Source organism: Aquirufa sp. A-Brett2-15D (genome assembly GCF_054558735.1).
Window position 1 is genome coordinate 241422 of sequence record NZ_JBSKFT010000003.1, and the last position, 19585, is coordinate 261006.

Below are 19585 nucleotides of genomic sequence, written 5' to 3' on the forward strand. Positions count from 1 at the left end.
AAATTAGAAAATATGAAAATGTTAAGATATAGTTTCTGCTTATTCGCAACTGCGCTCATCTTTCTAAGTTCTTGTAGAGATTCTGTGGAGCCTAACGTTCCTTACAAAGATTTCGACACAGGAGCTTACTTGAGAACTATTACAAGAACAAGCACCACCTTTAACTTCTTCGATCTGGCGAGCTCAAAGTTTGCGCTAACCATCGAGGCGGTAGATAAAGAAGACGGAAAAACAGTTCAAACTGTGGAAGTACGTGTACGTCACAGACGTTTGATTCCTGGTGTAGGATTAAAATATACACCAGCAAATGACGTGATAGTGAAGACCCTTAAGGCGTCTGATTTTAAAACAACGGACAAATCTCGCTTTTTGAGAGCAGACATCCAAGTGACGGCTGCTGAGGCTATTGCTGCGGTAGGTTTGACGAATGCGGGTATTAGTGGAAGCGATGTATTCGAATTCCGTTTAGTGTTGATCGACAAGTTTGGAAGAAGCTTCTCTTCTAATAACGTGACAACTAACGTAGCGGGTGCGCCTTTCTACGATTCTCCGTTCCAGTATCCAACGGCTGTAGTTTGTCCTTCGGATTTAGCAGGGACGTATGATTTCGATGCATTGGAGACTTTCTGTGGAGCTACATACTCAGGAAAAATCACCTTGACAGCGGTAGCTGCATCTCCTGGTTCTTATACAGTGTCTGATGGTACATTCGGTGCTTGGGACAAGTGTTATCCAGATGCATGGGGATCAGGTAACGTACGTATCAGTGATGCTTGTGGTAAGTTGACTATGAGTGGTGCAGATAAGTACGGTGATTCTTACTCTATGACTGTTAAGAGTGTTACTCCGGCGCTTCTTACCTTCGAGTGGGTAAATACCTATGGCGAGTCCGGTATTGTTGCTTTGAAGTCTAACGCAGGCAAACCTTGGCCAGCTACTTTGAAGTAAAAGGTTAAATCCTAAGATTATTAAAGGCAACGTCTTCTGGCGTTGCCTTTTTTGCTTTTAATCGGGTTAGGAGGTAGGATTAATTTTTTTACAGAAAATTGTGTATTTTTAGGGGCATTTCTGTCTAAATAGCGGTATAAAAAACGGAGAGAATCGAAGTTGATTCTTTTCAAATGAAATGAAAATATCCTTTTTTTGAAAATTAAAGCCAATCCATTTTTCGTCATTTTCATCCTAATCGCTTTTGCTTCAAAAGCTCAAACAGGCATTGGCACGACTACGCCAGATCAATCTGCGAAATTAGAGGTTAGTTCAACAAACAAAGGGTTCTTACCTCCTCGTGTTACCTTAACAAGCACGACGGATATTACCACAATTCCAAATCCGGTAACTGCATTATTGGTATATAATACGGGGAATAATGTTAATCTTTCGGCAGGGTACTATTATTGGAATGGCACTGCCTGGACAAAAATTGGTAATAACGGGTCCATTTTAGCCTCTAACGCTATAAGCATTTCGGCAACAACAACCGCGCCTACTTCAGGTACAAGATCAATCGATCGGACTTATGCTGTTGACAATGGTGCAACTAAAACAATTTATTTGCAATTAGGCTATGAGGGGTTGGCAGCCGGTAGCGGGGATTACCTTATTTCTTTACCTATAGGGATTACGTTTAACACGAATGCCGGTTACAATCCCACATATACAGGGGCGATATGGTCGCCCAATGTTACATCCATGTCTCCTTATCTTATTCCTATGCAAGGCGGAATCGTATATTCAGGAACGTGGAGTCACTCAGCATTTGTAGTTCCATATTCTAGTACACAATACCGCATAGCATTTGCTTATAGTGGCTCATTTTCGTTTTGGAGTAGTAGTTTTTTTGCTTTTGTTGTTAATACGGCGGTCAGCGGAACTTTTGATATTAGGTAAAATAAAAAAGGGGTCGAATTCGACCCCTTTCCCATTTTTAAATACCTGTTTACTATTTACTTACTAGTTAATCTTTTATTTAAGGTCATCATAAAACGATCGGTTCTAGTCCATCCATTAGCGAAAATTATACCGTCTTTTTCCCAAGCACCTTTACCATATACTTCATCCCAAGCAACAGCAAAATCTGAATCTTTTGTATCATCTAAATCTTTCCATCCATTAGGGAAATATCTAACTAGATAATATCTAGTTTCCCCTGTAAATGTCACCCACATCCCTATTTTTCGTCCTAATTTATTCCAAACTTTTGGCATTTTTAGTAAAACATCAGTAAACGCTTTGGAACTATTGGTAACTGTCCATTCCGTGTTTACAAATTTTTCTGACTTGTCGTCTACCCCGAGGTTGGACATTTCAGGTTTATAGACTAAAAGATCAGCGGTAATACCTTCAAGATGGGGCGCAATGTTTAAGTTCCAATTATCGCTCCATCTTATATTTTCCATGGTAGGAGGAGTTACCACATCTCTATCAGCAAAGCTTTTCCCTATATTATTTATAAATAAATACTCTCCGTTGTGTTTCCCCCCGGTAATATTATATCCGGTTACCTGAGGTTTACCGTCTTTTACTGGAAAAAATTTAGTTATGAATGTTTCTGACGCATCTACAAAAGAGTTAGAATGGCCCATTTTAACTTTCCAAAAAGCAGTATTCATGGTGCTCGTTTTTTGTTGAGCGAATGGCGCAAAGCTTACTAAAGTCAATGCAACCATTAATAGTTGTTTTTTCATTTTTTGAATGTTTATGGTGAAAATATATTCCTCAAATATAAGTATCATTTTGAAACTAGAAACAAAAGCATATTATTTTTTCAATAAATTATATAATAAAAAAGCCTCCGGTAATTTTACCAGAGGCGCTGCATTTTGAAATTCCGAAGCGATTTAAACTACTATTCAGCAAATGAGGCTTTATACCCAATTCGTTGGGCTGTTACAAAAATTTTCTTCCCGGCAGGTGCTATAAAAGGACCTGTATATACGCTCCAGGATTGTTTCGTGTCTGTTCGATAGCCGATCGAGGCTCCGTCTGTTTGGCAAGAAAGGTGGACTTTTCCTGCGACTAAACGGATTTTAGGTGTAGCTGTTTGTGGCGGCTCGGATTTTCCTCCCCACCAATTTTTGATTAATTCCAATTCATTGATCGCCCCTAAATCACCATAGCGATTTATCCAATCCTCCTGCTTTTTGCGCAGTTCAGCAAGTTTCGAAGCATAAGCAGGATTAGAGGCGAGGTTTACAAATTCATCGGGATCCTGCTGGGTGTCAAATAACTCTTCTTTCACTTTGTTTGGCCTAAACCAATACATCTGGTCCTCGTTTAATTTACCTTCCTTTTTGAGTGCTAATATATGCGTCATCAATGGGTTCATCAAACGGTATTTAATGTCTTGATAATACGGTTTTTCAGGCATGTAATTGCGCAAATATTTAAATCGACCATCGCTTACCGCACGCACGCGCTCGTATTCTGAATCCATCCGGTCTCTCGCTGCATAAATATATTTCCGTTTGTTCTTTGCTTTTTTGGCCCCTAAAAAAGCCTGCCCTTGCATGGTTTTAGGAATGGTAATTCCTGCCAAAGAAAGGATAGTCGGACCAAAATCTACGAAACTAACCAATTGATCATCTGTCGATCCCTTGGTCAAAAATGGCGCCTTAATTAATAAAGGTACTTTCAGGCCCCGCTGGTATAATTCTCTTTTTACAAAAGGCATCCCATCCCCATGGTCGCTGTAAAAAAACAATATAGTGTTATCGTAAAGTCCATCATCTTTCAGTTGCTGAATGATTTGCCCCACCTGCTTGTCCATCACCATGACATTAGATAAAAACCGGGCAATGACATGTCTGCTTATACTATCATCCGGGTAATAGCGAGGCACCTCTACAGTCCTCGGGTCGACTAACAACGGCTCTTTATCTCGAGCCCAAACTTGAGACTCATGCGTCGTCTCGATATTAAAAACAGAGAAAAAGGGTTGATTTTTATCTTGCCTATTCCGCCAATGTCCCTTTTTGCTACTTTCATCCCAGGCTGTTACCGGCGCATCAAATTGATAATCTTGTTTGGCATTATTTGTACAATAATATCCCTCCATCCGTAAATATTCAGGGAAACATTTTACTCCAGCGGGGATGACCGCGGAATAAGGTTTTAGGCCTACGGGATAATCATTTGTGGCGGAGGCAGAAAGTCCTAAAGTTCGCATGTTATGACCGCCAATGGATGTTTGATAATGACCGGTAATCAACGCAGAGCGGCTGGGGGCACAAACTCCAGCGGTGGAATAGGCTTGCGTGTAGCGTACGGATTCTTTTGCTAACTGATCTAAAACAGGAGTTTTGGCCACTTTTTCTCCATAAGATCCTAAGTGAGGGGACATGTCTTCGCAAACAATCCATACGATATTCGGTCGGCCCGCTACCGATTTAACCTGTGCAAAAAGGCTAGCAGAGGTTAAAATGGAACAAAAAAGAATCAGTATGTATCGTTTCATTTTTTATAACGAAGCCATTAAGGCTGGCTTAAATAAGCTTTCGAATAGTTAATTTTTAAAGCGTCCATCGAAGGCAAGTGACCCGTCAAGCGTTTCTTGAAATCCGGATAATTCTTTGATTCTTTCGTCGACCAAGAAATTTCAGAAAGCGCTAAAGCCCGCGGATACGTCATGTATTCCGCATAGGCAATGTTGTTAATGTATTCCGTCCAAACATTAGCCTGAATACCTACCACATGTTTTGCTTCCTCAGCGGTCAATTCTGGCAGATTCGGTTCAAAGGAATAGCACATGCTCAAAGGCAAATTACCTCCGATTGCAATCGGCTCCGTTTTCGGATCAGCTTGGTAATAATCTAAATAGAAATACGAATTAGGAGACATCACTACATCGTGATTTTGCTTAGCCGCTTCGACGCCTCCCGCCGTTCCACGCCAAGACATGACCATTGCGTTAGGAGAAAGACCACCTTCTAGAATCTCGTCCCAGCCCAACAATTTTTTACCTTTTGAGGTGACGAATTTATCGATCCGACGAATAAAATAACTCTGTAATTCATGCTCATCTTTAAGGCCTAATTTTTTAATTAAATCTTGACAGAACTTGCTTTCCTTCCATTGGGTTTTCGGACATTCATCTCCCCCGATGTGTATATATTGACCTGGAAATAGAGCCATTACTTCTGTTAGTACATCTTCCAAAAACGTAAATGTTTCCTCTCGCGGAAACAAAACATCTTCCGATACGCCCCATTTCGTTTTCACTTGGTAAAGCTTGTCGGCATTAGCCCCAAACTGCGGATAAGCCGCCAATACCGCCTGGGAATGCCCCGGCATTTCAATCTCAGGAATCACCTCTATGTATTTTTTAGCGGCATAGGCAACGATATCTTTTACTTCTTCCTGGGTATAAAATCCGCCATGTGGCTTGCCGTCATATTTTTGGTCCTTGTAATGGCCTAACATACTTTCCTTGCGAACGGATGAAATGGATGTCAACAAGGGATATTTTTTGATTTCAATTCGCCAGCCCTGGTCCTCTGTTAAATGCCAATGAAATTTATTCATTTTGTAAATGGCCATTAAATCAATGAAACGCTTAACTGAAGCCACTGGAAAATAATAGCGGCCCACATCGAGCATTAAACCACGGTAAGAAAACCGAGGCTCATCCTTTATCAGGACGTTGGGAATCGCGATGGTTGTGGCAAGTTTTGTTCCCGCATAGATTTGCGACGGCATTAATTGCAACAAGGTTTGCAAGGCATAGAAAGCGCCTTTTCCTGTTTTTGCTTGAATGATGATTTTAGAAGAATTTATTTGAAGCGTATAAGCTTCTTCGCCTAAAGAGTTGTTTTGCGAAAATTGAATCACCGCTGATTTAGCTGACTTTGCACTGATTGGATATCCACTGGCTCCTTGTAGATACTCCTGCAGTAAATTAGCCACGGGAGCGAAATCGGCATGTGAATAACCAATGGTCGCAGACTTTTTAACTACAAATAGGCCTGTAACAGGTGTGACTTCTTTAGGTAAAGGAATGAGGTTGTAGCTGTTTTGTGCGAATCCGGAGAACGTGACAAAAACGAGTAGCGCTAAAATTTTCATAAGTTGTTATTAGGTTAATGTTAAATCAAATTCTAACCAACTTAAAAATCTTCGTAAAACCAAGTGTGATGGGTTTAATCTTTTGGCTTCGATAGATCAATATTGAAGTTAGCGTTGATGATAAATCCATTATTATATTGATACACATTTTGGCCATTAATTAGCCTCCCTAATTGTAGTGTTTGGTTTAAATATCCTCCTTCAATGCGGAGAGTTTTATTGAAGCGATAACCGAACAAAATACCTATTCTATTTTGGTCAAAAATATTAGCATTTACATTTTCCCCAAAGCCGACAAGCACCTCATCATACACCGCAAAGTAGGCCGTCTTGTCCTTTATCTCTCGACCACGAAATGGCACTTGAAGGCGAACCATATACCGGGCCCTGTTTGATCGTGGATACTCGTCTTCGGTCGTTTCATTGGCAGAACTATAGCGTCCAATAAATCTTTGCTCTAACATAAATCGGTGCGAAATATCTACAATACCCTCTTTATGGGATAGTTGAACCATTTCGAATATGCGGTGTTCTGTAAATTCTCGACCAAATTTATTGAGGGCATATTCCCCATAAGGAAAAGTTTCAGCCCAGGCATAACCCACTCTAAATAGGGCTCTTGGAGTCACATTATAGTTTAACCCAACTCGTAACAGCCCTTGTTGCCAATTTGAAATTAGGTCATTTCTTCGCCATTGATATTCCGTGTGAATTCCGGTCTTTTCTGATAATTTGAACGTGCCAAAATAATTGTACCAACCAATGGTATTCGAGGTTGTTAAGCGATTATTTTGCGCCAATGAAAATTGACAAGAAATAAATAAAATAGCTAAAAGTAGATTAATCTTCCTATACATCATTCACAAAAATACGTTTAATTTATTATTTCCAAAACTTTAAAAGCGGCCCATCGATGCCCCAAATGGGGTCTTTTTCTGGAATAGGGATATGGGATATTTCTTCCAAAATGGAATTACTGTCTTCCTTTTTCAAACTAAACTTTAGGTTCCAATCCGCTCCATTCGGGTAGCCTCCCACAAATTGATAATCCACGGAATTGTCCATCGAATAATGCCCAACGCCAGCTGGAAGGATAATCACATCTCCCGTTTCAACGTGGATAATTTCACCATTCTTCCCGCCTAGCTTTAAGTGCGCTTGCCCACTTTTTAGCCCCAAAACTTCATGCGTATTGCTATGAAAATGATCAGTTGGTAAAATAATATCGTGCCAATTATTTGTCCAGCCATTTTGGCTAAAACAATATTCAAAATCTTGCGGGGCGATGTATTTTAGCGCATTTTTGTAAATTAAGACAGGGAGTTTGTTGTTAGGAATATCTCCATCATTCTCGAAGTAATACGTTTGGATATCAATTTTGTTCATAGCTTTGGTTTTAGCCCTCCTTCTACAGTGACATTTGTCACAAATAAAAACAGAGTAACTAGATAAATTTGTTTCATGAATACTAATATAAAAGAACATTGGGATACAATATATCAAACGAAGCAACCTAATGAGGTGAGTTGGACTCAAGAAGTGCCAGCGGTTTCATTAGAGTTTATTCATAAGTTTTCTATTCCTAAAACCGCTAAAATTATTGATATAGGCGGCGGCGACAGCAAGCTAGTTGATTTTTTGTTAGCAGAAGGCTATTCGAATGTTTCGGTTTTGGACATATCAGAATCCGCCATTCTTCGTGCGCAAGAAAGATTAGGGAAGGATGCAAACAAAGTAAAGTGGATTGTCTGTGATATTTTAGATTTTAGTCCAAAAGAAAAGTATGACGTATGGCACGACAGGGCAGCGTTTCATTTTCAAACCGATACAACTCAAATCGAAAAGTACCTCCAAATTGTCAAAAAATCAGTCGACGGGCTTGTCATAGTAGGGACTTTTTCAGTAGACGGCCCCTTCAAATGCAGCGGATTAGAGATAAAGCAATACGATGAAATGGGGATGAAAGAAAAATTCGAAACAAGCGGGTTTCAAAATTTAGCGTGCAAAAGAGAAGATCATATTACCCCATCAGGAGCCGTTCAAAACTTTGTTTTTTGCAGCTTTATGAGGGCAGAAAACGAAGCATAATCAAGGGATCTTAGGGGTTATTTTTTAATATACGCCAACAAATCAGCCATGGATTTTACATTAATGTTCGCCTCTAAGCCATTGGGCATGGCAGATAGGCGCAGATCTTTTCTTGATTTGATACTCGATTTCGATATGTTTTGAACACTTCCTCCCATCAACTTTAACGCGATCGTTTGATCGTTTTCAGAAGTAATAATACCTGTGAGTCGCGTGCCATTCTTTAACCCCAATTCCCATTGGCCATATTTGTCGGCAATCGAATTATTCGGATTTATAATTTCAGTTATAATCGATAGCGCATTTCTACTTTTCAAGGTGTTTAAATTTGGCCCAAAATCTACTCCCTTCAGATTTTTAATCGCATGGCACGAAGTACAATTTGACTCAAAGATTTTTTCGCCTGCCTGTACATTCCCTGCCATATCTGCAGCGGGTAGGTAATTTTGTAAGATGGCCTTTCGATCCTCTGCAATCGCTAATACCGAACGCGCTAAACCTCTAATCCCCGTATCGTAATAATTCATGAGCCCTACAATTTGTGGCCACTCTAAATCGGAGCGTTTGATATTGTTTTTCTTTACCTCTTGGAGTAAGGTGGTCACTTGATTTTCATGCTCCAGTAAATACGCAATCCAAGCTTTTTTTACCTGTTTTGATAACGACGGATAATAGGTATTTATCTTTTGTAAATCGGTCTTAGCTAGGGTATTTGGTAAGGATTCGATGGCGCCTAATTGCAAGTGAACGGGGCTTTTCGAAGAGAGGTATTGGATTAATGTGGCTTGCGTTTTTGCGTCTCCTCGCAAGGCTAACAGCGACAAGGCATCTCGCTGAAATGGGGCATCTTTAGATTGGCTAAATCGCTGCTCCACGAGCGCGAATTGGGTCGTGTTTTTAGGAAGCCCGAGAGATTTGAATAGCGAAAGAATAGAGGGGCGAAGCTCAGGCTGGTTTGTCTGCATGAACGATGCTAACAGCGCCTCTTTTTGTTTTTCTTCTAGCGGGAACGGCACTCCTGCTTCTTTGATGAGTGTCGCAACGCCATACCAAATAGCGGCTTGCCACCAGTCATTCGAAGGATTTTCATCAATGGCTAAAGTTAAGAAGGCAGTATCTCCTTTCTTAACTAGGGTCGCTGCGAGGTAACTGAAAAAGGTGGATTTGCCTTTAGAAGGGTTTCCACCTAACGTGCGAATGGAGGATTTTAGCAATTCCAATTCGCTATCCTGGGAGGAGGCAATCGCTGCAATTCCCGCCCAAGGGTCTTCTATATCTTTGGCTAAAATTTTAGCGCGCAAAGCGGCGGAATTAGGTAAATGTAAAAAGCTCGACGAACATAACCATTGGAATCGAACGCGGGCAGATGGGTCGTCTGATAAACCGACGAGTTGCTTTTGCAAGGTAGGATTGTTAGCAAATCCAGGTTTGTCGATCATCCGGTCGGCCACTTGTAGAGCATTTTCGCGAATGCCCTCTGTGGAAGAACCTAAGGCATTGGCAAGGTCTTTGGCATCTAAATTACCTGAATCATGCAATAACCAAAGCGCCTGAACACCGCCCAAAGCTTTATCATCTGCTATTAATTCTTTTAACAAAGGCGTCGCGGATTTGTCTTTCCGGTCAAACAATAAACGCTGCGCAGTCCGACGGTACCAGCCGTTTTCATGCGTTAATAATTTCACAAGCTCTGCGGAAGATGCAGCAGATAACTTCACCGATTTCATCCAATCCATCGGGCCCGCACCTTTTTTCGTGATGCGGTAAATACGGCCTTTTGTCGAGCCATTATACAAGGCGCCACTTTTATTTACCTCCTCCGACATCCACTCCGGATGCTCCACTAATTGGCGGTAATAATCCACGACATACATAGCTCCGTCTGGTCCTACGTAAAAATTAACGGGTCTAAACCAGGGGTCTTTTGAGGCCAAAAATTCCTTTTTCTCTACCAAGCGTTTCCCTTTAAACGTAGCCCCATGGGATTCGATGATATCTGCATGAACCAAATTATGCACTGGCTCTCCCACGAAAGCAACTTGATTATAGTCTTTGCCAAAAGCCCCACCATCATACCACGTGATTCCACAACTGGAGGTAACCACGCCTACATCCGTTAACAATTGATGATTCGGATTTTCTGAAATCGGATAGATTTCACAGGCATTTCCGTGATCCGGTATTTTTTCCATCGCATCCGCTATGACCAGGTTCTTGTTTGCATTTACATAGCGCGCATCAATAACTTCATGGAATAAATGATTTGCATTATCGGTGTAAAAGCGGCGGCCCCACGGATCTGTTGTGTGCCCATATTGTGTTTCCCCAGAAAGCGACTCGACTTGATAGGAATCGGGCTTAAACCGAACGTTTCTTCCGTTTCCATTTTTAGGTAAAAATGCAGCATTGGGCTTATTCGGGAACGTGATTTCTTTCCCTTTATCCCCGAAAATATCTTCATACGTAAAGGAGTTGATAGCACCCGAATGCCCCAAGTAAATCCAGTTATCTATCCCGAATTTCGGGGTATTCATGTTGTGTTGTGGATTTGATAAAGAAAACCCGGTCAGTACGACCTCTCTTTTATCTGCCTTTTGATCCCCATCTGTATCCTCGAAATAGAGGATATTAGGGGAGTCGGCTACAAGGATTCCTTTTTTCCAGCGCATGACGCCCATGGGAAGCGTAAGCCCGTCCGCAAAGACGATGCTTTTATCCGGATAGCCATCGTCATTTGTATCTACTAGTTTTCGTATTTGTCCCTTTTTGCTGAGGTCTAAGGGATATCCTGGCATTTCTGCTACGTACCAATTGCCATCTTCGTCGATTTCCATGGCCACGGGATCTTCCACCAGAGGCTCTGCTGCGACAAGCTCCACTTCAAATCCGTCCAGCATCTGAATGGATTGCAATGCTTTTTGTAATTCAGGCGTGTTGGCGAGATTAGGTCGCGGTTTTTCTTGGCAACCTAAAAAGAGCAAACTAATACCCAGAATTAATTTTTTCATTTTGGAAATTTTAGCATTTGAAAATTACTAAAAATCTATTGAAACTTCAATTCGACACCTTGCTACCTCATTAAAATTTATTAGCTTAGCCTCAGCGTGTTACAGCGAATTGATTTTAAATTCCTCTACCTAAAAATGTAAATTATGAAAAGTTCAAACTCGATTAAGAGACGTGATTTTTTGACTAAATCAAGTCTTGCCATTGGCTCTTTTTTCATTGTTCCTCGGCATGTTTTGGGAGGGATTCGGCCTGATGGATCTCCTTACATAGCACCTAGTGATCTCATAAATTTAGGTTTTATTGGTACAGGAAAGCAGGGAAGGGGATTATCTAATTCGTTTTTGAGCACAGGCGAGGTTCGCATAGCCGCTGCATCAGAGGTGTACCAAGCAAAGGCTAACCTGTTTTCATATCGGGTAAAAGAAATTTATTCGAAATCATCTTCGCTGGGGACTTATACCGAAATACCCCAATATCAAGACTTTAGAGAGTTGTTAGCATTGAAGAACATTGACGCGGTTGTGATTGCTAGCCCAGATCACTGGCATGCATCTATGGCAGTTCTAGCTGCTGCTGTCGGCAAAGATATTTATTGTGAAAAACCGCTTTCGTTGACCGTTAAAGAGGGTCGTGCGATGGTAGATGCGACACGAAAATATAAGCGTGTTTTTCAAACTGGATCCATGCAGCGCTCTTGGCCCGAGTTTAGACAAACAGCGGAATTAATACGCAATGGCTATATAGGCGAAGTGAAATCGATTAAAGTGAATGTAGGTCCCCCACCCATAGCCTATGATTTAAGCGCTGAAGAATTGCCATCTGGATTGGATTTTACGAAGTGGCTAGGACCTAACGATGCGGTTTCCTTTAATTCCGAATTAGCTCCCCCCATTTCAAAAGACGTGTTTCCTAATTGGAGAAAATACAAAGAATTTGGCGGTGGTGGTATGACGGATTGGGGCGCTCACATGTTTGATATTGTTCAATGGTCACTTGATATGGACGGAAGCGGACCTGTTCGTGTGGACGCACCTAATACCAATGGAAATGAATTTTTGACCTATACCTACGCGAACGGAATTACGATGACACACCAGCCTTGGGAGTGGAATAATGCCATCGAGTTTGTAGGAACCGAGGGTACATTACGTGTGCAACGCAAGAAGTTAGAAACATCTAATGCGGCCTTGAAAGATCGTATCATAGGCCCTAATGAAAAGCACGTTTACGAAAGCACAAATCATTACATGGACTTTTTAACAGCGATGCGCAATCGCACACGACCTGTGTGTGATGTGGAGATCGGTCACAGAACAGCCTCTGTTTGTAACATCGGAAACATTGCCTATGAGACGAAAAAATCATTGGCTTGGAACCCAAAAACGGAAAAGTTCAATGATGCTGACGCGAATGCGTTGCTTGGTAGAAAATTGAATAAATCGTGGTAATCTACGGAAACTAATCCACTAACCAAATCAACGGATTCCTTATAGGCAGGTTTCGAATCACCTCTTCATTTTCTGGGAAATGAGGAAGTTTTTCCCAGGTTTCATACCAACTAGTTTCAGCGTAATCTTGATACCCAAACAATAAAAAGGGCGCCGCAACAGGCCACTCCTCCCAGTACATCACATCTTGCGGGAAGGGCCAGTTTTTTTTGTCCTTTACATAAGGATATAAAAAGTCAATTCCTTTTTTTAGGGCGGGGTTTTTGACCTTGTACACATGTGCGATTGTCATAACAGCATCCAGGTTAAATAGGGAATAACCATAGGGCTTTGTTCGTTTTAGTTCCAGCGGAAAAGCTCCACGCTCATCCATTTGATTAGGTAAAATGATGGTTAAAAAACGTTCTTTACAGTAATCTAAGAGTTGAGTGTCGTTCACTAATTGAGCAAAAGCGCTCACCTGCATGATCCAGCAAGTACCATGATTATTCTTAGCCTCCCGCTCCTCTATTCCGTATGGATGCGTGTTTACCCAACGTAAGTAATTTGTAAACCAGGCATGAATTTGCAGTCGATCAGCTTCGTTAATCTGTTGGCGTTTTTCCAAAATCTCAATACTTTTAGCCACCTCTATCAGTTGTATCATATCAATAATTCCAATCCCTCGTCCCGTCACTTTTCCCTTAATTGCCTGCGCATATAGTAAATGCGGATTCATCATCGTCGTCGTATCTACGAACCAAGCTTTAATGTGTTTAATAGCTTGCTTAGCGTGTTTAGGACGTCCTGTGATTAGATAGGCGGAAGTTTGATTCGCGACGATCTGACTAAAGCGAATCATAGCTTTTCGATGTGCAGTAAAATTATTTGGATTAGTTAGGCCATCTTTTTGAATGTAGGGGCCAAAGGGATTTGCAGGGTCAGGCCACCAATAATCTCCTTCAGAGAAAAAATCATGTTTTCCGCCGGCAGATCTTTTACTCTTAAAACGGGTTACCGTAATGGGCTTTTCTGTTAAGTTTTTATTCGCCTCAGCGATGATTTGAGTCTTTAATAAGCGTTCTACTTTTTCAAATAAAGTGGTTTGTGCACTTAATTGAATAGATATGCAGAGAAAAAGTAGGGTAATCGCGCTTTTCATTTTATGGGTTTCTATACCGTGAAATAACTATTTTCTATTCATATTTACGTTATGAAAAGTAGTAAATCATTCAGAGAATCTTTTGCCTTGGATGCCCCCGATCCGGCGTTCTCTCCTATACTAAAAAGTCTTTGGTATGACGCTAAAGGCGACTGGAAACAAGCACACGATCTTGTGGACGGATTATCTGGTGCAGATGCTGCTTGGGTGCATGCTTATTTGCACCGCAAGGAAGGGGATAGTTGGAATGCAGATTATTGGTATGCTAAAGCGAAGAAAGTGCGTCCGTCACATACATTAGAGGAAGAATGGGAGAGTTTAGTGGCGCATTTCTTTAACTAGTTATATCCTTATTATCAACCTTATACGTCAGCTAAATCCTATTGTTTCGTCTACTTCCTGTAAATTTTTGTATAGGATTTTTTAAAATTGTGTCATCAAATTTTAAAGACGTTTTTATATGCTAAATCGAATAATAATTGCGGTAGTGTGTGCCCTAATCGTTTCGTGTTCTAAGACTGATTCGGTGACGCCCATCACACCCACGCCCACACCTGCTACGGTAGAAGTCCCTGCCGTTTATAAGAAAATTTACGGAGCTACCAGTGTCACAAATGACGGCACCTATATCACCATCAAAACGAAGGGTTTGCCGGATCATAAAAGTGCCTATTATGCTACCACGAACGCATTGTATCAAGCATTTTCAGGTACGACTTATGGTGGTTTGAATTTTGCCAAAAACCCTAATTCCATTGTCGAGCAATCTGGCACCTTTAAAATACCCGTTAATCCTAAGGTAGACCCTAATCACCGTGCCACCCCTTTAGGCGCCATAGGAGTCGCCTTGAATGGTATTCCTTTTTTTAATCAATATGCGGGGCCTAATAACCAAGAATTAAAGGGAGAAATGGGTGGTTTTGATCAGTTTTATGGGCATCCACAACAAACCGGCGTATATCACTACCATGTGGAGCCTTTACACCTGACGACAGTGAAATCAACTAAGTCCGGACTGATGGGATTCTTATTAGATGGCTTCCCTATCTACGGCCCATTAGAAGAAACTGGCGCCGCGGTAACGAATGCTGATTTAGATATCTATCATGGTCATACGCATGTTACCGTTGATTATCCAAATGGAATTTACCATTACCATTTCACGACTGAGGCGCCTTATTTAAATGGGAACGGCTATTATGGTACACCTGGATCGGTATCACAATAATGAAATACGCTTTAATCTTTTTGTTTTTATGGAGTTGCTCGCCGCGCGAATCAGCGGACGAAGTAGTCGAAAGGAAGTATTTCCCCTCCGGAAAAATTATGGAAATCCGATATGTCCAAAACGGGGTGAGGCAAGGCTTGCAAACGGCTTTTTGGGAAAATGGAAAGAAGCGTTTTGAATATACCGCCGCAAATGATACCTACGAAGGCGAACTAAAAGAATGGGCGGAGAATGGACAATTATTTCACCTAGCTCATTACAAAAATGGACAGGAAGAGGGCGTCCAAAAAATGTGGCACGCAAACGGAAAAATTCGTTCTAACTTTGTCATCATTCAAGGCCGCCGTTACGGCTTATTAGGCACTAAAAACTGCAAAAATAGTAATGAGAAATTACTGGCTTATTAATCTTTTCTTGATTGCCTGTACAGAAGCCCCCGTTTCTAAAATCCCCTACTATAATACCCCCGATTTTACCCCCTATTTTATAAGCGAGGCGGAGGCGGCTTCGAAAATTACGCACCGAATTAAGCCTTTTACTTTCTATAATCAGGACAGCACTTTATTCGATAGTAAATCCCTTATAGGAAAAATTTATGTCGCGAATTTCATCTTTACCCGCTGCAGTAATATTTGTCCAGATATGACCTCCCAAATGAATCGCATCGAAAAAGCGTTCCATACGAATTCAAAAGTAGCGCTTGTTTCGTTTACCGTTACGCCTTGGCTGGATGACGTTAAAACCTTGCATAAATTTGCAGATAAATTCCAAATCGCCTCTTCGAATTGGTCTTTATTAACAGGTCCTAAAGCATCCATTTACACTCTCGCCCGTCAGTCCTTTTTTGCGGAAGAGTCTATAGGCTACAATAAGGACACAAATGAGTTTTTACACACGGAGCATATCGTGCTTGTGGATCAAAAAGGCCGCATTCGCGGTATCTATAACGGGACAATTCCCCTGGATGCAGACCAATGCATCGAAGATATGAAATTGCTTTTACAGGAATAGAGGCTTATTTTATCGAAAAAATACATTAAATTCGACTTTCAACAAAAATTATAATACTGTTACCATGAAAATTAACTCTATTTTAGCGATAGGCGTCGTTATGGCGTTGTCGTTAGTTTCCTTTAAACCTTCAGATAAAGATGTTCGGGCGGAAAAGCCTTTTGGCGGTTTAGCCTTATATACAGTGCGTGATGCGATGAAAGATGCGCGCGCGACGCTAGAAAAAGTAGCTCAAGCAGGTTATGTAAACGTGGAGTCAGCGGGTTACGAAAACGGCAAGTTCTATAATTTATCTCCAGCGGATTTCAAATCCTTGTTAAATGAGATGAAATTAACGCCTATTTCGTCTCACCAGGGAACGGTTACGTTTGAAAATATCGATCAGCAAATTGCCGATTTGAAGGCTGCCGGCTTCCAATATTTTGTGATTCCAGTACCTCCTATGGGCTTATTTGGACACGATGGGGCAAAAATGACCATGAAAGGAGGGGCTAAAAACTTAGCTCAAATCCTTGATAAATTAGGCGAAAAATGTGCTGCTGCTGGTTTACAATTATTGTATCACAACCATGATTTCGAATTCGTGAAAGACGCAGACGGGACCGTTGTGATTGATTATTTATTAGAGAATTGCAATCCTAAGTATGTTAATTTCCAAATGGATTTATATTGGGTAACTAAAGCTGGCGCAGATCCAGTGGCTTATTTCAAACGCTATCCAGGCCGGTTTAAGATTTGGCATGTAAAAGATATGGATGATCAAGGTCGTTTCGCACCTGTAGGTAATGGCAAAATTGATTTCAAGCGCGTTTTAGATAACAAAAAGCTGTCAGGAATGCAGTACTATTTTGTGGAGCAAGATGCATGTTTTAACGAGACAGCATTAGAGGCGATTGTGATTAGCCATAAGGGTTTGGCAAAAATCGGATTTAACTAACAATTCTAATTTTTCGCACCAATATGAAAAAGAACAACAAGGATATGTTTCGATCATTATGCCCTATAGCAACCGGACTTGATGTATTAGGCGATAAATGGTCGCTATTGATATTGAGAGACATGATATTCTTCCATAAGAACACCTTTAATGAATTCAAAGTTGCTCCTGAGTTAATGCCTAGCAAAATGCTTTCCAATCGACTTAAAAAATTAGAGTCAACCGGGTTTGTCAGCAGAACGAAGGGGGTATTAAACAAGAAGAATATTCATTATTTACTTGAAGAAAAAGGAATGGAAACTTTTCCCATCATGGTAGAAATGGCCATTTTTACGACTGATTTCTTTTATGATCATTTAGGGGACACCTATACGGGGATTGTAAAAACAAGAATGAAAAATGATAAAGAGAATTATATACAGGAGATGATCGGGAGATATAAAAGCTTTAAAGAAAATCTAGTTCTTTAATTTTTTAGAAACCATAAAATGCAGAGCCCTCGGTAATTCTACCGGGGGCTTTTTTGTTACATTAATTTTAGTAAAATAATATAGAATTTGTTTTTAGTGTCAAAATGATACTTATATTTGGCAAACTAACTATTCTAAATTTACTATTTATTATGAAAAAATTACTACTACCCCTGATGGTCATGGCAACGATGTTTGCTTGTACATCACCAGAAACAAAAAAGGCTGATGCCGCATCATCTTCTGATCCAGATACGGGAACATTTTCTTCACAAAATGAAAAATCTCAAAAAGTAAGGGAGGCCTTGGAAGCCTACATGAAAAATGATTCAACAAAGATTTATGAAATCTATGTGGATACGGTTAAGATTTATGATCAAATGGCTGCTAACCAGGAAAATGGAAAGACGAAGCCAAATCCTGGTGGACGTGCAGGTTTTGCAGCTAATGAGCGCATGAACCATGATTTTTTCACGGATATTAAGGTAACGACGGATAACATTAAGACTTTCGTTTTTGCTGATGGAAGAGTTCATACCGGAGTTTGGTGTATGTGGACGGGCAAAGGAAAGTTTACAAATGCCTCTATTTCGGCACCATTGCACCTTGCCTTTATTTGGGAAGGGGATAAAATCGTTACTGAATATCGCTATTTTGACCCAACAGTTTTATACGCTGAAGTTGCAGCTTCACAAAAGAAATAAATTTTATTTTGTTTAGGGTATGATTTAAAAAGGGGGGCTTTCATTGCCCCCCTTTTTTATAATACATTCGTTGTATCCGTCGTAAATATGCGGGTACTTACGGTATAAGTTCCGCCGCTTGGATCTTTGTATTTCAAATCCATGTAGAAGGCCTGGTAGCCTTTTTTCACATAGGGGATGGTATATTTTGCCGTGGATCCTTCTAATTTCACGCGACGCGTTAGCCATAAATTATTGCGGAAATCTCGGTCTGCAGAGGTAGTCGCCCAAATCGCGGCTTCCACTAATTCCTCCGGTTTTGCCTGCACGGTTAATTCAAAACCTTCTTTCCCTTTTACTACATTCCAGGTGCTTACAGGATACTCTTTGTTTTGTAAAGTTAGGCCAAAGAAGGCACTCAATCCTTCCAGCGCCTGCTTGCCTCCCCCTAAATCGTGGCCTGCATTAGGTACGTAATGGATTAAGTTTTTTCCGGGGATTTGGTCAAAATAATGTTTAATGGCATCCGCCGTCCAATACGGATCGTTTGTCGCCACAAAAATCATCTTAGGCACGTTAAGCTTTGTGCGATACGAATAAGGATCGATCATCGCCGTGATGGCTTTACCGTCCGGGGAATCCGTGCTTTGCGGGATGCCAATTTTAACGTAATCCTCGATCTGATCACTGTATTCGCCATAGGTCTCAAACTGATAGCTTAGTGATTTAGGCATGTTCAGCATATCGATCACCATGGGTCCAATTGCCTTCACGCGCTTGTCATCAATTGCACTTGAAAGCCAAGTCGTCCAACCGCGTTTGGAGGCTCCCGAAATCACAAAATTGTTGATTTTATGCTGAGTCTTTTGGGCCACAATTTCCTGAATGGCATCCATTCCTTTGACTGCCGATTTCACCATGGGGAACAATAAAGGCCAGGAATAATCTTTGTCTTTACGGAATTCATTTAGGGTATAGGTGATTAATTCATCTTCGGTTTTCCCGTCAAAAAAGGGTTGATTGGGGACTTGTCTTATGATAGTGACTACCGCTTTGTTTTTGATGGCGATGGTACCTAAGACAGGCCAAAGACGACTGTCTTTGCTCCAGTTTGGCAGCTCATCTTTGTTGCTTCCTCCGTCGATGAAAAGCAGGGCTCCGTCATATTGTATAGTACTAGGGACGATAATGGTGAGCTGGTGAGTCCATTTTATACCTCGCCATTTTTGGGAGCTTAGTAATACCTGGTAGGCTTTTGTGCTTCCCATGCTAGCTGAGTCTTTTATTTCCCAGGAGTAGGTCGCGTCGCCATTCGTTAAATAGCTTTGTAAAGCGTTTTCTGGTTTGACTTTCGCTTGTGAAAATCCTAAAAATGGAATCAAAAAGAAGACGATTCCGGCTACTTGATTTTTCATATTTTCGTTAAATAGTTTAGGTAAATATAAAAAAATATTGATTGCTTGCGGTGTGTGGGGTCTAAATTTCGCCTTGCGTGTAGGAGCGATTT

19 protein-coding genes are annotated in these 19585 nt (G+C 40.9%); 11 read left to right on the plus strand and 8 right to left on the minus strand.

Annotation, left to right across the window (positions count from 1 at the left end):
• The first annotated feature begins 12 nt into the window (after positions 1–12).
• Positions 13–948, plus strand: a complete 936-nt coding sequence (locus tag ACST14_RS09130) for a hypothetical protein (protein WP_459462806.1) — start codon at positions 13–15, stop codon at positions 946–948.
• A 195-nt stretch (positions 949–1143) separates the two neighbouring features.
• Complete coding sequence (locus tag ACST14_RS09135) at positions 1144–1890, plus strand: hypothetical protein (RefSeq protein ID WP_459462808.1); 747 nt, start codon at positions 1144–1146, stop codon at positions 1888–1890.
• A gap of 56 nt (positions 1891–1946) precedes the next feature.
• On the opposite strand, the gene ACST14_RS09140 is transcribed toward ACST14_RS09135, so the two are convergent.
• From ACST14_RS09140 to ACST14_RS09160, 5 genes are all read right to left on the minus strand, one after another.
• Positions 1947–2687 carry a hypothetical protein gene (locus ACST14_RS09140; protein ID WP_459462810.1) on the minus strand — a complete coding sequence of 247 codons (741 nt, stop codon included), beginning with the start codon at positions 2685–2687 and terminating at the stop codon, positions 1947–1949.
• Positions 2688–2848: 161 nt separating this feature from the next.
• Complete coding sequence (locus ACST14_RS09145; RefSeq protein ID WP_459462812.1) at positions 2849–4456, minus strand: sulfatase-like hydrolase/transferase; 1608 nt, start codon at positions 4454–4456, stop codon at positions 2849–2851.
• A 17-nt stretch (positions 4457–4473) separates the two neighbouring features.
• Entirely contained in the window at positions 4474–6063 is a 1590-nt protein-coding gene (locus tag ACST14_RS09150) for a beta-N-acetylhexosaminidase (RefSeq protein WP_459462814.1), read from the minus strand.
• A gap of 74 nt (positions 6064–6137) precedes the next feature.
• On the minus strand, positions 6138–6923 hold the full coding sequence (locus ACST14_RS09155; protein ID WP_459462816.1) for a DUF2490 domain-containing protein: 786 nt from the start codon (positions 6921–6923) through the stop codon (positions 6138–6140).
• Positions 6924–6945: 22 nt separating this feature from the next.
• Positions 6946–7449 (minus strand): cupin, encoded by a 504-nt coding sequence (locus tag ACST14_RS09160; RefSeq protein WP_459462818.1) that lies wholly within the window; start codon positions 7447–7449, stop codon positions 6946–6948.
• 75 nt (positions 7450–7524) lie between these two features.
• On the opposite strand from ACST14_RS09160, the gene ACST14_RS09165 reads away from it, so the two are divergent.
• Positions 7525–8151 carry a class I SAM-dependent methyltransferase gene (locus ACST14_RS09165; RefSeq protein WP_459462820.1) on the plus strand — a complete coding sequence of 209 codons (627 nt, stop codon included), beginning with the start codon at positions 7525–7527 and terminating at the stop codon, positions 8149–8151.
• 17 nt (positions 8152–8168) lie between these two features.
• On the opposite strand, the gene ACST14_RS09170 is transcribed toward ACST14_RS09165, so the two are convergent.
• The gene (locus ACST14_RS09170) at positions 8169–11159 is read right to left on the minus strand and encodes a PVC-type heme-binding CxxCH protein (RefSeq protein ID WP_459462822.1); all 2991 of its coding nucleotides are present in this window, start codon (positions 11157–11159) and stop codon (positions 8169–8171) included.
• A 144-nt stretch (positions 11160–11303) separates the two neighbouring features.
• Here ACST14_RS09170 and ACST14_RS09175 point away from each other — a divergent pair, with 144 nt between their 5' ends.
• A complete protein-coding gene (locus ACST14_RS09175) occupies positions 11304–12608 on the plus strand; it encodes a Gfo/Idh/MocA family protein (RefSeq protein WP_459462824.1) in 1305 nt (434 codons plus the stop codon).
• 10 nt (positions 12609–12618) lie between these two features.
• On the opposite strand, the gene ACST14_RS09180 is transcribed toward ACST14_RS09175, so the two are convergent.
• Positions 12619–13749 carry an alginate lyase family protein gene (locus ACST14_RS09180; RefSeq protein WP_459462826.1) on the minus strand — a complete coding sequence of 377 codons (1131 nt, stop codon included), beginning with the start codon at positions 13747–13749 and terminating at the stop codon, positions 12619–12621.
• Between the two features lie 51 nt (positions 13750–13800).
• Here ACST14_RS09180 and ACST14_RS09185 point away from each other — a divergent pair, with 51 nt between their 5' ends.
• From ACST14_RS09185 to ACST14_RS09215, 7 genes are all read left to right on the plus strand, one after another.
• A complete protein-coding gene (locus ACST14_RS09185) occupies positions 13801–14091 on the plus strand; it encodes a hypothetical protein (RefSeq protein ID WP_459462828.1) in 291 nt (96 codons plus the stop codon).
• Between the two features lie 118 nt (positions 14092–14209).
• Positions 14210–14977, plus strand: a complete 768-nt coding sequence (locus tag ACST14_RS09190; RefSeq protein ID WP_459462830.1) for a YHYH protein — start codon at positions 14210–14212, stop codon at positions 14975–14977.
• A complete protein-coding gene (locus ACST14_RS09195; RefSeq protein WP_459462832.1) occupies positions 14977–15384 on the plus strand; it encodes a toxin-antitoxin system YwqK family antitoxin in 408 nt (135 codons plus the stop codon). The genes ACST14_RS09190 and ACST14_RS09195 overlap by 1 nt, the downstream gene beginning before the upstream one ends.
• Positions 15362–15988: an SCO family protein gene (locus tag ACST14_RS09200; RefSeq protein ID WP_459462834.1), complete on the plus strand. Its 627-nt coding sequence runs from the start codon at positions 15362–15364 to the stop codon at positions 15986–15988. The genes ACST14_RS09195 and ACST14_RS09200 overlap by 23 nt, the downstream gene beginning before the upstream one ends.
• A 64-nt stretch (positions 15989–16052) precedes the next feature.
• The gene (locus ACST14_RS09205; RefSeq protein ID WP_459462836.1) at positions 16053–16925 is read left to right on the plus strand and encodes a sugar phosphate isomerase/epimerase family protein; all 873 of its coding nucleotides are present in this window, start codon (positions 16053–16055) and stop codon (positions 16923–16925) included.
• 23 nt (positions 16926–16948) lie between these two features.
• A complete protein-coding gene (locus ACST14_RS09210; RefSeq protein WP_459462838.1) occupies positions 16949–17395 on the plus strand; it encodes a winged helix-turn-helix transcriptional regulator in 447 nt (148 codons plus the stop codon).
• A 152-nt stretch (positions 17396–17547) separates the two neighbouring features.
• The gene (locus ACST14_RS09215) at positions 17548–18099 is read left to right on the plus strand and encodes a hypothetical protein (protein ID WP_459462840.1); all 552 of its coding nucleotides are present in this window, start codon (positions 17548–17550) and stop codon (positions 18097–18099) included.
• A gap of 56 nt (positions 18100–18155) precedes the next feature.
• Here the strand turns inward: ACST14_RS09215 and ACST14_RS09220 are convergent, their stop codons facing one another.
• Entirely contained in the window at positions 18156–19493 is a 1338-nt protein-coding gene (locus tag ACST14_RS09220) for a PhoPQ-activated pathogenicity-related family protein (protein ID WP_459462842.1), read from the minus strand.
• Positions 19494–19585 lie beyond the last annotated feature (92 nt).